This window comes from Polaromonas sp. UC242_47 (assembly GCF_044452385.1).
Classification (GTDB): domain Bacteria; phylum Pseudomonadota; class Gammaproteobacteria; order Burkholderiales; family Burkholderiaceae_C; genus Polaromonas.
Genome location: NZ_JBIOAO010000001.1, coordinates 3,338,626 through 3,352,287, shown reverse-complemented (window position 1 = coordinate 3,352,287; position 13,662 = coordinate 3,338,626). Strand labels below are relative to the sequence as shown.

Sequence of the window (13,662 nt, the reverse complement as noted above, 5' to 3'; positions counted from 1 at the left end):
CTTGCCGGAGCTGACTCTGAGGTCAAATCCGTACGGCAAACTGAGATACATTGCGGAACATGACGAAGCAAGCAAATCATCAAGAGGGCCAAGCCGGCCAAAGCGCCGGCGGCGATCTGGCCGGCAAACACGTGGTGCTGGGTTTGTCCGGCGGCATCGCCTGTTACAAGGCGGCGGAGTTGTGCCGCGCCCTGATCAAGGAGGGGGCGACCGTGCAAGTGGTGATGACCGAGGCGGCCGAGCAGTTCATCACGGCCGTGACCCTGCAAGCGCTCAGCGGCCGGCCGGTTTACACCAGCCAGTGGGACAGCCGCGAAGGCAACAACATGGCGCACATCAACCTGAGCCGCGAAGCCGATGCGATTGTGATTGCGCCCTGCAGCGCCGACTTCATGGCCAAACTTTTGCATGGCCGCGCAGACGACCTGCTGAGCCTGATGTGCCTGGCCCGGCCGATGGACAAAGTGCCCTTGCTGATCGCGCCGGCCATGAACCGCGAGATGTGGGCGCATCCGGCGACGCAGCGCAATATGGCCCAGCTGTCCGCCGATGGCGCGACCATTCTCGGTGTGGGTTCCGGCTTTCAGGCCTGCGGCGAAACCGGCGACGGCCGCATGCTGGAGCCGCCTGAACTGCTGGAAGACATCATTGCCTTTTTCCGTCCCAAGTCGCTGGCCGGCCAGCAGGTGCTGGTCACGGCCGGGCCGACCTACGAAGCGATTGACCCGGTGCGCGGCATCACCAATTTGTCGAGCGGGAAGATGGGTTTTGCCATCGCCCGCGCCGCACGTGAGGCGGGCGCGGACGTCACCCTGGTGGCCGGGCCGGTCAGCCTGCCCACGCCGCGTGGCGTCACCCGCATCGATGTCAGATCTGCAAAAAATATGCTTGAGGCCGCCGTGAAATATGCGCCAGCAGCTACTGTTTTTATAGCAACGGCGGCGGTGGCAGACTGGCGGCCCGCCAGCGCGACGGACCGCAAGATCAAGAAAGACGGTTCCGGTCAGGCGCCGCAACTGAGTTTTGCCGAGAACCCCGACATCCTGGCGACTTTGGCCCAGTCGCCCCAAGCCCAAAGTGGCAAATTGTTTTGTGTTGGTTTTGCCGCTGAAAGCCATGACCTCGAAGACAACGCGCAGGCCAAACGCATACGCAAGGGTGTGCCGCTGCTGGTTGGCAACATCGGTCCGGCCACCTTTGGTCGCGATGACAATGCCTTGCTGCTGGTCGATGCACAAGGCAGCCGGGAACTGCCGCGCGCCTCCAAACTGTCGCTGGCGCGGCAACTGGTGGCCGACATCGCCAGCCGCTTGAAGCCCGCAGGTTAAGGTCCATGGACCGGATGCCCGACACCCCGCCGAATGGCGACTTTGCCCGTTATGTCGAACAACTGAGTGCCCAGTCGGCGGCAGCCTTACTGAACCAGCAGGCCGCTGCTAACCCTGCGCCAGAGGCGGCGGTTGTTGTCACGGAAAAGGTGCTCACATCCAGGCCGCCTGCCGAGTTCTCCTTGCGGGCCGTGGGAAAATGGCTGTTGATCGCCTGGTTGGCGGTCCAGTTGGCCGCGGTGCTGCTGCCGCGTGCGGGGTTGTTCTCCATCCCGTTGCTGATAGCAGGGGCCGCCTGGCTGGTGTTCAAATTCAAAAAAGCGTCGTCCCGGCTGTTGCTGGGACGCATGCGTCAACTGGCCGAACAGGCCGCCAAAGAACTCAAACAACGGAAGTGACATGAAAATCGACGTCAAAATCATAGACGCCCGCCTGCGCGACAACCTGCCTGCGTATGCAACACCCGGCAGCGCCGGGCTGGACCTGCGTGCCTGCCTCAACGAGCCGCTGACCCTGCAGCCCAACGCCTGGCAACTGGTGCCGGCCGGCATTGCCATCTATCTGCACAACCCCAGCTACGCGGCCATGATCCTGCCGCGTTCGGGTCTGGGCCACAAACACGGCATTGTGCTGGGCAACCTGGTCGGGCTGATCGACAGCGACTACCAGGGCCAACTGATGGTCAGCGCCTGGAATCGCAGCGATGTGGCTTTCACCATCGAGCCCCTGGAGCGGATTGCACAACTGGTGATCGTGCCGGTGATGCAGGCCGAGTTCAATGTGGTCGACGAGTTCACCGCCAGCCAGCGCGGCGAGGGAGGTTACGGCTCGACCGGCAAGGGCTGAGCCGCCGCTTCTGAAGCGGCCGTCGTCAGGTTTTTCCTACACCCCCCGAGACCGGCCTCCCACGACTGAACAGCTTGGGTCCCCACCTTGGGGTTGGGGTCTGTGCGCATGTAATAAGCCATGAGTGCCGAAGGCAATCTGTCCACTGATTGAAAGCGGGGCGATTGTGCAGGCCCCATGTACTTTGTTCACAGGAGATTTTCATGCGCAAGACTTCACGTTTTCTTTCCATCACGGCTTCAACGCTGGTGTTGGCCGGTTTGGCTGCCTGCAGCAGCCCCCCCATGTACTCGCAGCCACCGGCGGCGTCGTATCCGGCCGCCACTTATCCCGCGGCGTCTTATCCTGCCTCGTCTTATCCGGTCCAGAATCAGCCAAACAACAATGTTGCGTATGGTCGCGTCAGCAATGTCGAGGTCCTGAGGACACAGGAGCCGGGCAAGAGCGGTGGGCTGGGGGCGGTGTTAGGTGGTGTGGCCGGTGCGATTGTGGGTCATCAGATTGGTAACGGCGGCGGTCGTGATGCGGCCACGGTGGTGGGTGCGGTGGGCGGCGCCGTCGCCGGCAATGCGATTGAGAAAAACCGCAGCGCCAATGCCAATGTTCGCGAAACCTATCGCGTGTCAGTTCAACTCGACAACGGGGCTGTCCGCGCTTATGACGTGCCGTCTTATGGCGAATTGCGCATCGGTGACCGCGTGAAGGTTGAAAACAACCAGCTCTACCGCATCATGTAAACGATTGAGAAATGTATGAAAAAAGCCGGCAACGCTTGAGCGCTGCCGGCTTTTTTCATGGTGGGTGGCCGCCTCAGTGCAGTGTGTTGTTGCCAGGGGCTTGTGTTTCGAGTTTGAAAAAACCGGTGCCCATGGTGCCCTGGCCGATTTCTGCTTCGCTGGCTTCGCGCACAGCTTCGACTTTCAGGCTCAGGCGAATGGCAATGCCTGCCAGTGGGTGGTTGCCGTCCAGCACCACATGTTCGGGATAAATTTCGGTGACGGTGTAAATCAGCGCGGCCGTCATGTCGGGGCTGCAGCCGGCGGGCAGGGCCGCGCCGTCAAAGGTCATGCCTTCTTCCAGTTCGGCCGGAAACAGCTTGCGGGCTTCCAGGAAAACGTGGTTTTCATCGTAGTCGCCAAAAGCCTCTTCAGGCTCCAGGTGCAGCTCGATGGTGTCGCCGGCCTCGTGGCCTTGCAGGCTTTCTTCAATTTTGGCGAGCAGATCGTCGCCGCCGAGCAAAAACTCAACCGGTTCATCCAGTTCGTCCAGGATTTCGCCCAAAGTATCTTTCAGCGTCCAGGTCAGGGCGACGACGCATTGCGGGGTGATTTTCATCCGACAATTGTCCCATGGATGTCAATCAAGCCCTTACCCTCCTCGGCGGCCTCACGCCGCAGCAATTCATGCGCCGCCACTGGCAAAAAAAGCCGCTGCTGGTGCGCCAAGCCATGCCGGGCTTCAAGCCGGTACTCAGTCGCAGCGAACTTTTCAAGCTGGCCGCGCAGCAGGAGGTCGAGTCGCGCCTGGTGCAACACCAGGCCAAAGGCTGGCGCATGAAGCAGGGCCCCTTCGGGCCGCGCAGCCTGCCATCTTTGGCCGCGGCGGCCTGGACCTTGCTGGTGCAAGGGGTAGACCTGCACGACACACGTGCGCACGCGCTGTTGCAGAACTTTCGTTTTGTCCCCGATGCCCGGCTGGACGATTTGATGATTTCGTTCGCCACGGCAGGCGGTGGCGTGGGCCCGCACTTTGACAGTTACGACGTCTTTTTGCTGCAGGCCAGCGGCCGCCGCCGCTGGAAAATCAGCAAGCAAAAAGACCTGAGCTTGCAGGAAGGTGTGCCGCTGAAAATTCTGCAGAACTTCGAGTCCGAGCAAGAGTTTGTGCTGGAAGCTGGCGACATGTTGTACTTGCCGCCGCGTTATGCCCATGACGGCCTGGCCGAGTCCTGTGCCGGCGAGGATGGCAAGGCGCAAGACTGCATGACTTATTCCATCGGTTTTCGCGCGCCCAAACAAGCCGAGCTTGCCGGCGAGCTGCTGCAGCGACTGGCGGATTTTCATGGCGATGAAGAAAACCCTGGTCACCAGTTGCTGTACCGTGACCCGTCCCAGGCGGCAACCGAAACGCCCGCCGCCTTGCCGTCCAGCCTGCTTGAATTTGCACACCAGGCAGTGCACGATGCCTTGAAGGACCCGTCGGCCCTGGCCTGTGTGTTGGGCGAATACTTGACCGAACCCAAGGCCTCGGTGTGGTTTGAAGAGGCCAGCCAGCCCTGGGTCGCGCGTCACGCGGGCGGTGTCTGCCTGGATACCCGCACGCGCATGATGTATGACAGCGAGCATGTCTTTATCAATGGGGAGAGCTACCGCGCCAAGGGGGCGGACGCCTTGCTGATGCGACGGCTGGCTGACCAGCGGGGGCTGGCGCTGGCCGATTTGCGCAAAGCCAGTGTATCGGCCCAGCAATTGCTGGCGGACTGGCATGAGGCCGGTTGGCTGTTTCATCCGGCCACTCCAGGATGAAGGGGCTAGGTGATGTGTTTGAGGTGGCAATCCACGCAGGAGGTCGAGAATGGGCAACAAACAATCATCCATACCATCCCAGGCTTTGCTACAGGGCCGGTTTGAAGGCCGATCCGAGTTTGCCGAACTGGTGCGTCAGGCTTTTGTAACGGCTGCCGCCCAGGGTTGGCGCGAAATCATTCTGTGTGATGCCAACTTCGAGGACTGGCCGTTGGGCGAACGTGTGGTGGCGCAGGCCCTGAATGGCTGGGCCAAAACAGGGCGCAAGCTGACCATGTTGGCCCAGCGTTATGACGAAGTGAGCAGTCGGCATGCGCGTTTTGTGAACTGGCGCCGCACCTGGTCGCACATTGTCGAGTGTCGCGGTCATGCCGCAGCCGACTTGCCCAGTGTGTTCTGGAGCCCGGCCTGGGCCTTCGAGCGGCTGGACCTGGTTCACAGCGCCGGTGTCGCGGGTTCGGAGCCCGCGCGGCGAATTGCCCTGAAAGAACGCCTGGCGGAAAAACTGTTGCGGAGCAGCCCGGCTTTTGCTGCGACGACCTTGGGTCTTTAGGGCGAGTTGCTGAGGGGCGGTGCCCGGGGTTTGCGTGATGCTTTGATGTTGTATTTTGCGGATTCGGGGTTTCTATGGCCGTAAAAACCCGCATATAATCGCGGGCTGGGGAGAAAGAGCTCGAGACCTTTCACCCGGTCAACCAAAACTCGGATCGTTTGATTTGGGTTTTTTTTTGACGATTTCCGGAAATTGTTTTTCTCATTTTCATCAAGGATCATTTCAAATGAACAAGTCCCTCGTTTTGGCCGCCATCGTTGCTGCTGTTGCTCTGGCTGCCTGCGGTAAAAAAGAAGAAGCGCCTGCACCTGCACCAGCTCCCGTGGAAGCACCTGCCGCTGCACCCGCGCCTGCTGCTGCACCCGCACCTGCTGCTGACGCATCCGCACCTGCTGCACCAGCCGCTGCTGCGCCTGCTGCCGCTGCTTCTGACGTGCTGGCTCCAGCCGCTGCTGAGGCTGCGAAGAAGTAATTCTTCCGCTTGTCATGAAAAAAGCCGCCTTCGGGCGGCTTTTTTCATGGGCGTTTGAACGGGCTTGGGTCCCAGGGGTTTACAGCGCCAGCCAGGGTGTTCCGCTGCTTGCGTCGGCCACCACAATGTCGGCGCGGCTGCAGCCCAGGGCCTGGGACAGCAGGTGCTGTACCAGGTCTGGTCGGTTGTTTTGCTGGCTCAGATGGGCCGCCACCAGGTGTTTCAGTCCGGTGTGATGAACGGCTTGGGCGATCTGTGCCGCAGCATCGTTGGACAAATGGCCAAGCTGGCCGCTCACACGCCGCTTTAGAAAAGACGGGTAGCTGGATGCGGCCAGCAGATCGCTGTCGTGGTTGGACTCCAGCAGCAGCGCATCGCATTGCTGCAGATGTGCCAGCACATGCGCCGTGGCATGGCCCAGGTCGGTCATGATGCCCAGCTTGGCCGCGCCGTCGGTGCAGGTCAGCTGCAGGGGCTCGCGCGCATCGTGCGGGACGGTGAAGGGGGTGAGCTGCAGGCCGCCCAGATCGATGGCCACGCCATCCTGGGCGGTGCGTAGCCAGCCTTCAAAATCAGGGCTGTCCAGTGCGGTATAGGTGCCGTGGCTCATCCAGACCGGAATGCCGTGGCGCCGCGCCAGCTGGCGTGCGCACCCGATGTGGTCGCTGTGTTCGTGGGTGATGAAGATGGCGTCGATGTCGCCTTCGGTCAGACCCGCTTGGGCCAGCCGCAGCGAGAGCTGCCTCAGTCCCAGGCCGCAGTCGACCAGCAGCCGGAACGCGGGAGGGCCCCCGGCTTCGATCAGCGTGGCGTTGCCGGTGCTGCCGCTGCCCAGGCTCTTGAATCGCAACACCTTGGCAAGGGCTCCGGCAAGGCCTTATTTCAGGTCGTCGGCAATGACTTGCACAATGCGCTGGGCATTGGCAGAGGCTTCCGGTGCGCCTTGGGCATTGAGCACGGACACGGTGGTTGCCTCGCCTTCGCTGCGCACGGCAATCCGATACTTGAGCGGAGGTGCACCAGCCGACGAGCCGCTGAACAGCTTGCTGAAGAAGCCGGGTTCTTTTTTGTCGGAGGTCGGCTCGACGTAACGCACGAAATAAGTGCCTTGTGTGCGGTCGCGGTCTTCCACGGTGAAGCCGGTGCGGTCCAGCGCCAGACCGACACGGCGCCAGGCGCGCTCAAAACCTTCATCGATCTGAACGACCGGCATGTTGTTGACCTTGGCCACACGTGCGCTTTGTCGGGCAGTGCCGCTGGCAATCAGGGCTTTGGATTGTTCCTGGCTGACGCCCAGCTTGACCATCAGCCGGCGCAGGAATTCCGCTTCGAGTTCGGGGTCGGCTGGGCGGGGCTGCCAGATCGTGCCATCGCCAGATTTCACGGGGCCGGTGGTGCGGCTGTCCGTGACGGTTTCGACCATGCCGCGGTGGCTGATGTAAATCTCGGTGCCGCCGGTGGGTGTGCGTTCCAGGCGTGTGCGGAACTTGTCGCGTTCACCGGTGGAGTACAGGCTGTCGAGCAGTTTGCCCAAGGTCGCGCGGATGAAGTCTTGCGGAAGTTTGGCGCGGTTTTCCGCCCAGTCGGTTTCCATGATGCCCAGGTTTTCCTGGTCCATGGCCAGCAAAAAGCCGCTTTCCTGCCAGAACTCGCGTGTCGGGCCCCAGAGTTTGTCAGCAGGGCGGTTCACCACCAGCCAGCGCTGGTTGCCCGCGCGTTCAATCCGGACATCGCCCACGGTGGTCGCTGCCGTTGTGACGGACTGGGTGGTCTGGCCAACCTGATAACCGCTGGCGGTAACGGCGCTGCCTGGCACCACGTAACGGGTGTCGCGCGAGAGCTGGGTCAAATCGGGAGGCACATCCAGCGAGGTTCCTTTGGCGGCGGATTTGTAGTCCACCTTGTCACCCTGCAGGGTTTCACCCAGGGATGAGCAGCCGGACAGGATCAAGGCGGCAACCAGTGTCAGCACGGGCGCTGCCACAAAACGGGAGGCGGTCGGCATGGGCAATGTCTTCTTCACTTGGGGGTCCCTTAAAAATTAGATCAGGCCGGAAACGCGCAGTGCGTTTTCCACCGTGGCTTCGTTGGCTGTTTCGAGCGGCGTCATCGGCAGGCGCAAGGTGCCGCCGCAAAGTCCCATGCGGGCCATGGCCCACTTGACCGGAATCGGGTTGGCTTCTACAAACAGGTTTTTGTGCAGCGGCAGCAACTGAAACTGAATTTTCATCGCGGCCCGGGTGTCGCCGGCGATCGCGGCCACACACAGTTCATGCATCAGCCGTGGCGCCACATTGGCGGTGACGCTGATATTGCCCTGGCCGCCGCACAACATCAGCGCCACGGCAGTTGGGTCGTCACCGGAATAAACCGCAAAACCGGTTGGCACGTCCTTGATCAGCCACTGGGCGCGTTCGATGTTGCCGGTTGCTTCCTTGATGCCGACAATGCCGGGCACCTGCGCCAGGCGCAGCACGGTCGCGTGCTGCATGTCGGCGACCGTGCGACCGGGGACGTTGTACAGCACCATGGGCAGGTCCACCGATTCGGCGATGGCCTGGAAGTGCCGGTACTGCCCTTCCTGTGTGGGCTTGTTGTAATAAGGCACAACCTGCAACTGGCAGTCGGCGCCGACTTTTTTGGCAAAACGGGCCAGCTCTATCGCCTCCGATGTGGAGTTGGCGCCGCAGCCGGCCATGATGGGCACGGCCTTGGCGCCGTGTTTTTTGGCCTGCTCAACCGAGACGCGGATGATTTCGCAGTGTTCTTCGACGTTGACGGTGGGCGACTCGCCGGTGGTGCCGACCACACCGATGCAATCGGTGCCCTCGGCAATGTGCCAGTCCACCAGTTTGCGCAAGGTCGGGTAGTCAACGCTGCCGTCTTCATGCAGGGGAGTGGCCAGTGCAACAATGCTGCCGGTAATGGTTTTCATGTCTTTGTGTCAGGTTGAGGGCTTTTGGGTACTGGCGCTCAAGCCAGCTTGGCAAGCCAATTCCGCATTCTACTCAGTGCGCCAGGTGGGGTTATTGGGTGGACAGAGGGCTGCTGTCGTCGATGCTGGCCAGCAGACGTTGCCGGCCCGACAGTACGTGGCGTTCGGCGGCTGATTTTGCCCGGGCCTTGGCGCCCTTGATGATGGCTTCGTAAATCGCCCGGTGTTCGATATTGGAGCGGCGCATGTTCCCGGGCGAATTGAAATAACGGCGCCGGAACAGGTGTAATTCCTTGACGTAGTCGTCATAAGTCTCATGGGCGCGCTGGTTGTTCGACAGGCGCAGGATCAGGGCGTGGAATTGCAGGTTCAGATCGTAATAACGGTCCGCGTCTTCGGCATCGCAGGCCGCATCCATCTGCGCCAGCAGCAGCTCGAATTGCTGTTTGTGTTCTTCATTGATGTGTTCGGTCGCGCGTTCAGCGGCAAAACCGAAGACCAGGGCGCGTAATTCGTAGATCTCCAGCATCTCGCGCACCGAGATTTGCCGCACAAACACCCCGCGATTGACCACGGCCTTGACGATGCCCAGGCCCGTGAGCATGCGAATGGCCTCGCGGATCGGCCCACGGCTGGTGCCCATGCGCAGCGCCAGCGCCGCCTCGTTGAGGCGTTCGCCGGGTTTGAGTGCTCCCGTGTAAATCAGGTGCTTGAGTTGGTCCGCAATAAAGAGCGGCAATCCCTGCTCGGGCTTTTCTTTCGGTGGTGGCATGGCGGAAGGGGCCGGTGGCGCACGAGGTGGCGCATGAAACAGGTGTTGGCATGGTAACTGAAAAAGCGATCTGCTCAGGCATTCAGGCTGGATAGTGTTATCACTTATTAAAAAAGTGTTGACACTTTAATATTCAAAAGATGACACTTGCGTTTCATTTTTTGTGTCTTTTTCTGGACTTTACCCATGCCACACATGCCTGCTTCCTCCGCACTCCAGCGTTTTCGCGTGGTGGACCTGACCCAGGTCCGGGCCGGTCCGACGGCTTGCCGCCAGTTGGCCGACTGGGGGGCTGATGTGATCCAAGTGCAGATGCCCGAACACATGCGCGGCGATGACACCCTGGGCGGGCAGGAAGGCTCGGATTACCAATACACCCACCGCAACAAACGTTCGATCACCCTGAACCTGAAAGAGGACGAAGGCATCCGCGTGCTCAAGCGCCTGATCGCCGGGGCCGACGTGGTGGTGGAGAACTTCCGGCCCGACGTCAAGTTCCGCCTGGGCATTGATTACGACAGCCTGAGTGTGGACAACCCGGGTCTGGTCTATGCCAGCATTTCCGGTTTTGGCCAGACCGGTCCGCTGGCCGCCCGCCCTGGCTTCGATCAGATTGCCCAGGGCATGGGCGGGCTGATGTCGGTGACCGGGATGGCCGAGCAAGGGCCCATGCGTGTGGGTATTCCTATCGCCGATTTATGCGCCGGCATTTTTGCGGCCCAGGGCATTCTGGTGGCCTTGCTGGAGCGCGAGGCTTCGGGCAAAGGCCAGTGGTTGCACACCTCGCTGCTGGAGTCCATGGTTTACATGATGGACTTCCAGACCTCGCGCTGGCTGATCGATGGTGAAGTGGCGACCCAGGCCGGTAACTTTCACCCCACCAGCATCCCGACCGGGGTGTACAAGGCGCGCGACGGCTACATGAACATCGCCGTGTTTGGCTCCAAGATCTGGGAGCGGTTTTGCGACATCCTGGGTGCGCCCGAGTGGGTCAGCGACGAGCGTTACCACGACAAGCGGGGGCGTTCGGTCAACCGCGATTCGCTCAACGCCGAGATCAACCGGCGCCTGGCCGCGCAAGACCGCGCTTACTGGATAGAACGCCTGAACGCGGGTGGCGTGGCCTGCGGCCACATCAACAGTGTGAAAGAGGTGTTCGAGGAGCCGCAGATCCAGCACCTGGCCATGGTCAAGGACGTGGTGTCCCAACACCTGGGCGCGCAACGCCTGGTGGGCCAGCCCATGCAGCTGGAACGCACGCCCAGCAGCATAACCCGCGCCGCGCCGCGCCGCGGCGAACATAGCGAAGAAATCCTGGCCGAACTGGGCTGGGGCGCCGAAGACCTGGCGCGTATGAAATCAACCGGAGTGTATTGAATGTCAACGATCAACTATGAATCCCCGACCGAACGTGTGCAGACCTGGCTGGATGCCGCCACGCTGCATATTCGTTTCAACAACCCGGCACGGCACAACGCCTTGTCGGTGGACATGTGGGAGGCTGTGCCGGCGCTTTTGACGCTGGCGGAAACCGACGATCGCGTGCGGCTGGTGGTGTTTTCGGGTGCCGGCGAAAAATCATTTGTGTCCGGTGCCGACATTTCGCAGTTTGAAGACATGCGTGCCGCACGCGAAGCCGTGACGCGTTACGAACACATGGCGGAAACCGCACTGATGAGCATCTACCACTTCAGCAAACCCACGCTCTCCTGTATTCGCGGTTATTGCATAGGCGGCGGCGTGAATGTGGCGATCAGTTGCGACATCCGTATCGCCTCGACCGACTCGGTGTTTTCGATTCCCGCCGCCCGCCTGGGCCTGGGCTACCGTTATTCGGCCATGAAAAACCTGGTCGATCTGATAGGCGCCGGCGCCGCCAAAGACCTGTTTTTCACGGCCCGCAAGATAGACGCCCGGGAAGCCCAGGCGCTGGGTCTGATCTCACGCGTGTGTGAGCCCGAGCAGTTGTCCGCTTTGCTGGCGGAATACACCTTGGCCATGGCCGTCAATGCACCCTTGACCATACGTGCGGCCAAGGCGATCACGGCGGAAATTCTCAAGCCCTCGCCCGAACTCGACATGGCGCTGTGCCAGCAACTGATACGCGGCTGTTTTGACAGCGCGGACTATGCCGAGGGCCGCAAGGCCTTCATGGAAAAACGCAAACCCGTCTTTGTCGGCAAATAAGCCAACCCTCATTTCGGCCTCACCCACCTGGAAAGAAAACACCCATGCAGTCTTACTGGATGCACATGAGCGAGCAACACGCCACGCTGGAATTGCGCAAGCTGCCCCAGCCCGAACCCGGTCCGCAACAGGTGCTGGTGCGCCTGCACGCGGCCAGTCTGAACCGGGGCGAATTTATTGCCGGCCATGGGCTGCACGGCAAACCCGGCAGCGCCAAAGCCGTGGGCATGGAAGGTGCGGGCGAGGTGGTCAAGCTGGGCGCGGGCGTGAGCCACCTGAAGCTGGGCGACCGCGTCATGGGGCGTTGTCCCGGGGCTTTTTCCGAATACGCGCTGATGGATGTGCGCGAAGTCATGGCCATGCCCGCCAATTTGTCCTGGGAAGAAGCGGCCAGTGTGCCGCTGACCTTTCTGGTGGTCTACGACATGCTGGTCTTGCAGGGCCGGCTGGCGGCCGATGAGTGGCTGCTGATCAACGGCGTGTCGTCGGGCGTAGGGGTGGCGGCCTTGCAGACCGCCAAGGCCTTGGGGGCAAAAGTGATAGGCACCTCCGGCTCGGCCGACAAACTTGCGCGCCTCCAGCCGTTGGGGCTGGATGTTGGCCTGTGTACACGCGCCGCTGATTTTCACGACGCCGTGATGCAGGCCAGCGGCGGTAAAGGGGTGAATCTGGTGGTCAACACCGTGGGTGGTTCGGTGTTTGCCGAAGGTCTGCGTTGCCTGGCCTTTCAGGGGCGGCATGCCACGGTGGGTTATGTCGATGGTGTGCTCAAGGCCGAGATCGATCTCGAAACCCTGCACGCCAAACGCCTGACGCTGTTTGGTGTGTCCAACAAGCAGCGCACGCCCGAACAACGCGCCCAGGCGGTGCCGGGTTTTGTGGCCGACATGTTGCCGGCCCTGGCGGCGGGCCGCATCCAGCCGCTGGTGGACCGGGTGTTCCCCTTCGATCAGTTGGCCGCCGCCAAGGCCTGCATGGAAGCCAGCCAGCACCTAGGCAAGATTGTGCTGGCCATGCCGGGCAGGCGCTAGACCGCGTTGCGAACAATTCAAAAAGAAGGAGACAAACATCATGAAGAAACTGGGACTTATTTCAGCCTTGGTTCTCGGCAGCCTGAGTTTGGGCGCTGCGGCCCAGGCGCCGGCTTATCCGGCCAAGCCGATCCGGCTGCTGGTGGGGTTTGCGCCTGGCGGCGCGGCCGACTATGTGGCGCGCGCCATGAGCGATGCACTGGGCAAAGCCATGGGCCAGCCCATCGTGATCGAAAACCGCGCCGGTGCCGGCTCCAGCATCGCGGCTGAAGCGGCGGCCAAGGCCGCGCCGGACGGCTACACCCTTCTGATCGCCAGCCCCAGCAGCATCTCCGTGAACCCGGCCCTCAACAGCAAGCTGGGTTACAGCGCGCGCGACCTGATGCCCATCACCAAAGTGACCACCTCCCCGCTGGTGATTGCGGCCAACCCGGCCACAGGCATCAACTCCGTGCAGGAGTTGATCGCCAGGGCCAAAAAATCTCCGGGCACACTGAACTACGCCACCTCGGGCAATGGCTCGGCCCCGCACTTGGGCGCGGCCTTGTTCCTGCAAATCACCGGCGTGCAGATGACACATATTCCGTTTCGCGGCGGCAGTCCGGCGATCCAGTCGGTGATCGCCGGCGACACACAACTGACCTTCGGCACACCGCCTTCGGTGCTGCCCATGGTTCAGGGCGGCCGTTTGCGAGGTCTGGCGGTCAGCACACGTGAACGTACGCCGCTGGTCCCCGGCGTGCCGGGCATGGTTGAGGCGGGTTTGCCGGAGTACGGCATTGAATTTTGGTACGGTTTTTTTGTGCCAGTGGGCACACCACCGGCCATTGTCAAAAAAATCTTTGACGCCACCACCATTGCCATGCAGCAACCTGCGGTGAAGGCGGCGCTGGCGCGTGAAGGCACGGATGTGGCCTTGTCATCCTCGCCCGAACAATTTGCGGCGTTTCTGAACGAAGACGCGAAGTTCTGGGTCAAGCTGGTCAAGGACGCGGGCGTCAAGCTTGATTGAC

Annotated in this window: 16 protein-coding genes; 10 read left to right on the top strand and 6 right to left on the bottom strand. The window is 61.6% G+C overall.

The annotated features are described in order from the left end of the window. The first annotated feature begins 59 nt into the window (after positions 1-59). From coaBC to ACHMXK_RS16190, 4 genes are all read left to right on the top strand, one after another. A complete protein-coding gene (coaBC, locus tag ACHMXK_RS16205; RefSeq protein ID WP_397441566.1) occupies positions 60-1,328 on the top strand; it encodes a bifunctional phosphopantothenoylcysteine decarboxylase/phosphopantothenate--cysteine ligase CoaBC in 1,269 nt (422 codons plus the stop codon). A 5-nt stretch (positions 1,329-1,333) separates the two neighbouring features. Continuing rightward, positions 1,334-1,726: a hypothetical protein gene (locus ACHMXK_RS16200; RefSeq protein WP_397441565.1), complete on the top strand. Its 393-nt coding sequence runs from the start codon at positions 1,334-1,336 to the stop codon at positions 1,724-1,726. Position 1,727: 1 nt separating this feature from the next. Further along, positions 1,728-2,174: a dUTP diphosphatase gene (gene dut, locus ACHMXK_RS16195; protein WP_397441564.1), complete on the top strand. Its 447-nt coding sequence runs from the start codon at positions 1,728-1,730 to the stop codon at positions 2,172-2,174. Positions 2,175-2,377: 203 nt separating this feature from the next. Then, positions 2,378-2,911 (top strand): glycine zipper 2TM domain-containing protein, encoded by a 534-nt coding sequence (locus ACHMXK_RS16190; protein ID WP_397441563.1) that lies wholly within the window; start codon positions 2,378-2,380, stop codon positions 2,909-2,911. A gap of 73 nt (positions 2,912-2,984) precedes the next feature. Here the strand turns inward: ACHMXK_RS16190 and ACHMXK_RS16185 are convergent, their stop codons facing one another. Then, positions 2,985-3,509 carry a peptidylprolyl isomerase gene (locus tag ACHMXK_RS16185; protein WP_397441562.1) on the bottom strand — a complete coding sequence of 175 codons (525 nt, stop codon included), beginning with the start codon at positions 3,507-3,509 and terminating at the stop codon, positions 2,985-2,987. A 14-nt stretch (positions 3,510-3,523) separates the two neighbouring features. On the opposite strand from ACHMXK_RS16185, the gene ACHMXK_RS16180 reads away from it, so the two are divergent. Beyond that, positions 3,524-4,699: a JmjC domain-containing protein gene (locus tag ACHMXK_RS16180; RefSeq protein ID WP_397441561.1), complete on the top strand. Its 1,176-nt coding sequence runs from the start codon at positions 3,524-3,526 to the stop codon at positions 4,697-4,699. A 49-nt stretch (positions 4,700-4,748) separates the two neighbouring features. Further along, positions 4,749-5,252 carry a hypothetical protein gene (locus tag ACHMXK_RS16175; protein WP_397441560.1) on the top strand — a complete coding sequence of 168 codons (504 nt, stop codon included), beginning with the start codon at positions 4,749-4,751 and terminating at the stop codon, positions 5,250-5,252. On the opposite strand, the gene ACHMXK_RS16170 is transcribed toward ACHMXK_RS16175, so the two are convergent. From ACHMXK_RS16170 to ACHMXK_RS16150, 5 genes are all read right to left on the bottom strand, one after another. Beyond that, on the bottom strand, positions 5,249-5,740 hold the full coding sequence (locus tag ACHMXK_RS16170; RefSeq protein ID WP_397441559.1) for a hypothetical protein: 492 nt from the start codon (positions 5,738-5,740) through the stop codon (positions 5,249-5,251). The genes ACHMXK_RS16175 and ACHMXK_RS16170 overlap by 4 nt on opposite strands. 63 nt (positions 5,741-5,803) lie before the next feature. Continuing rightward, entirely contained in the window at positions 5,804-6,577 is a 774-nt protein-coding gene (locus ACHMXK_RS16165; RefSeq protein ID WP_397441558.1) for an MBL fold metallo-hydrolase, read from the bottom strand. Between the two features lie 24 nt (positions 6,578-6,601). Next, the gene (bamC, locus tag ACHMXK_RS16160; protein ID WP_397441557.1) at positions 6,602-7,729 is read right to left on the bottom strand and encodes an outer membrane protein assembly factor BamC; all 1,128 of its coding nucleotides are present in this window, start codon (positions 7,727-7,729) and stop codon (positions 6,602-6,604) included. A 36-nt stretch (positions 7,730-7,765) separates the two neighbouring features. Next, positions 7,766-8,659 carry a 4-hydroxy-tetrahydrodipicolinate synthase gene (gene dapA, locus ACHMXK_RS16155; protein ID WP_397441556.1) on the bottom strand — a complete coding sequence of 298 codons (894 nt, stop codon included), beginning with the start codon at positions 8,657-8,659 and terminating at the stop codon, positions 7,766-7,768. 91 nt (positions 8,660-8,750) lie between these two features. Beyond that, a complete protein-coding gene (locus ACHMXK_RS16150; protein ID WP_397441555.1) occupies positions 8,751-9,431 on the bottom strand; it encodes a GntR family transcriptional regulator in 681 nt (226 codons plus the stop codon). Positions 9,432-9,617: 186 nt separating this feature from the next. Between ACHMXK_RS16150 and ACHMXK_RS16145 the strand changes: the two genes are divergently transcribed. The 4 genes from ACHMXK_RS16145 to ACHMXK_RS16130 are packed head-to-tail and all read left to right on the top strand — an operon-like array spanning position 9,618 to position 13,661. Further along, positions 9,618-10,808, top strand: a complete 1,191-nt coding sequence (locus tag ACHMXK_RS16145) for a CaiB/BaiF CoA transferase family protein (protein WP_397441554.1) — start codon at positions 9,618-9,620, stop codon at positions 10,806-10,808. Then, the gene (locus ACHMXK_RS16140; protein WP_397441553.1) at positions 10,809-11,618 is read left to right on the top strand and encodes an enoyl-CoA hydratase; all 810 of its coding nucleotides are present in this window, start codon (positions 10,809-10,811) and stop codon (positions 11,616-11,618) included. Between the two features lie 44 nt (positions 11,619-11,662). After that, the gene (locus ACHMXK_RS16135; RefSeq protein WP_397441552.1) at positions 11,663-12,649 is read left to right on the top strand and encodes a zinc-binding dehydrogenase; all 987 of its coding nucleotides are present in this window, start codon (positions 11,663-11,665) and stop codon (positions 12,647-12,649) included. Between the two features lie 40 nt (positions 12,650-12,689). Further along, positions 12,690-13,661, top strand: coding sequence for a tripartite tricarboxylate transporter substrate binding protein (locus tag ACHMXK_RS16130; protein WP_397441551.1), 972 nt, complete (start codon positions 12,690-12,692; stop codon positions 13,659-13,661). Position 13,662: the final 1 nt, after the last annotated feature.

Excerpts from the sequence above, each read along its gene's own strand:
- coaBC (WP_397441566.1), top strand. The coding sequence starts at position 60 with ATGACGAAGCAAGCAAATCATCAAGAGGGCCAAGCCGGCCAAAGCGCC.
- ACHMXK_RS16200 (WP_397441565.1), top strand. The coding sequence starts at position 1,334 with ATGGACCGGATGCCCGACACCCCGCCGAATGGCGACTTTGCCCGTTAT.
- dut (WP_397441564.1), top strand. The coding sequence starts at position 1,728 with ATGAAAATCGACGTCAAAATCATAGACGCCCGCCTGCGCGACAACCTG.
- ACHMXK_RS16190 (WP_397441563.1), top strand. The coding sequence starts at position 2,378 with ATGCGCAAGACTTCACGTTTTCTTTCCATCACGGCTTCAACGCTGGTG.
- ACHMXK_RS16185 (WP_397441562.1), bottom strand. The coding sequence starts at position 3,509 with ATGAAAATCACCCCGCAATGCGTCGTCGCCCTGACCTGGACGCTGAAA.
- ACHMXK_RS16180 (WP_397441561.1), top strand. The coding sequence starts at position 3,524 with ATGGATGTCAATCAAGCCCTTACCCTCCTCGGCGGCCTCACGCCGCAG.
- ACHMXK_RS16175 (WP_397441560.1), top strand. The coding sequence starts at position 4,749 with ATGGGCAACAAACAATCATCCATACCATCCCAGGCTTTGCTACAGGGC.
- ACHMXK_RS16170 (WP_397441559.1), bottom strand. The coding sequence starts at position 5,740 with ATGACAAGCGGAAGAATTACTTCTTCGCAGCCTCAGCAGCGGCTGGAG.
- bamC (WP_397441557.1), bottom strand. The coding sequence starts at position 7,729 with ATGCCGACCGCCTCCCGTTTTGTGGCAGCGCCCGTGCTGACACTGGTT.
- dapA (WP_397441556.1), bottom strand. The coding sequence starts at position 8,659 with ATGAAAACCATTACCGGCAGCATTGTTGCACTGGCCACTCCCCTGCAT.
- ACHMXK_RS16150 (WP_397441555.1), bottom strand. The coding sequence starts at position 9,431 with ATGCCACCACCGAAAGAAAAGCCCGAGCAGGGATTGCCGCTCTTTATT.
- ACHMXK_RS16145 (WP_397441554.1), top strand. The coding sequence starts at position 9,618 with ATGCCACACATGCCTGCTTCCTCCGCACTCCAGCGTTTTCGCGTGGTG.
- ACHMXK_RS16140 (WP_397441553.1), top strand. The coding sequence starts at position 10,809 with ATGTCAACGATCAACTATGAATCCCCGACCGAACGTGTGCAGACCTGG.
- ACHMXK_RS16135 (WP_397441552.1), top strand. The coding sequence starts at position 11,663 with ATGCAGTCTTACTGGATGCACATGAGCGAGCAACACGCCACGCTGGAA.
- ACHMXK_RS16130 (WP_397441551.1), top strand. The coding sequence starts at position 12,690 with ATGAAGAAACTGGGACTTATTTCAGCCTTGGTTCTCGGCAGCCTGAGT.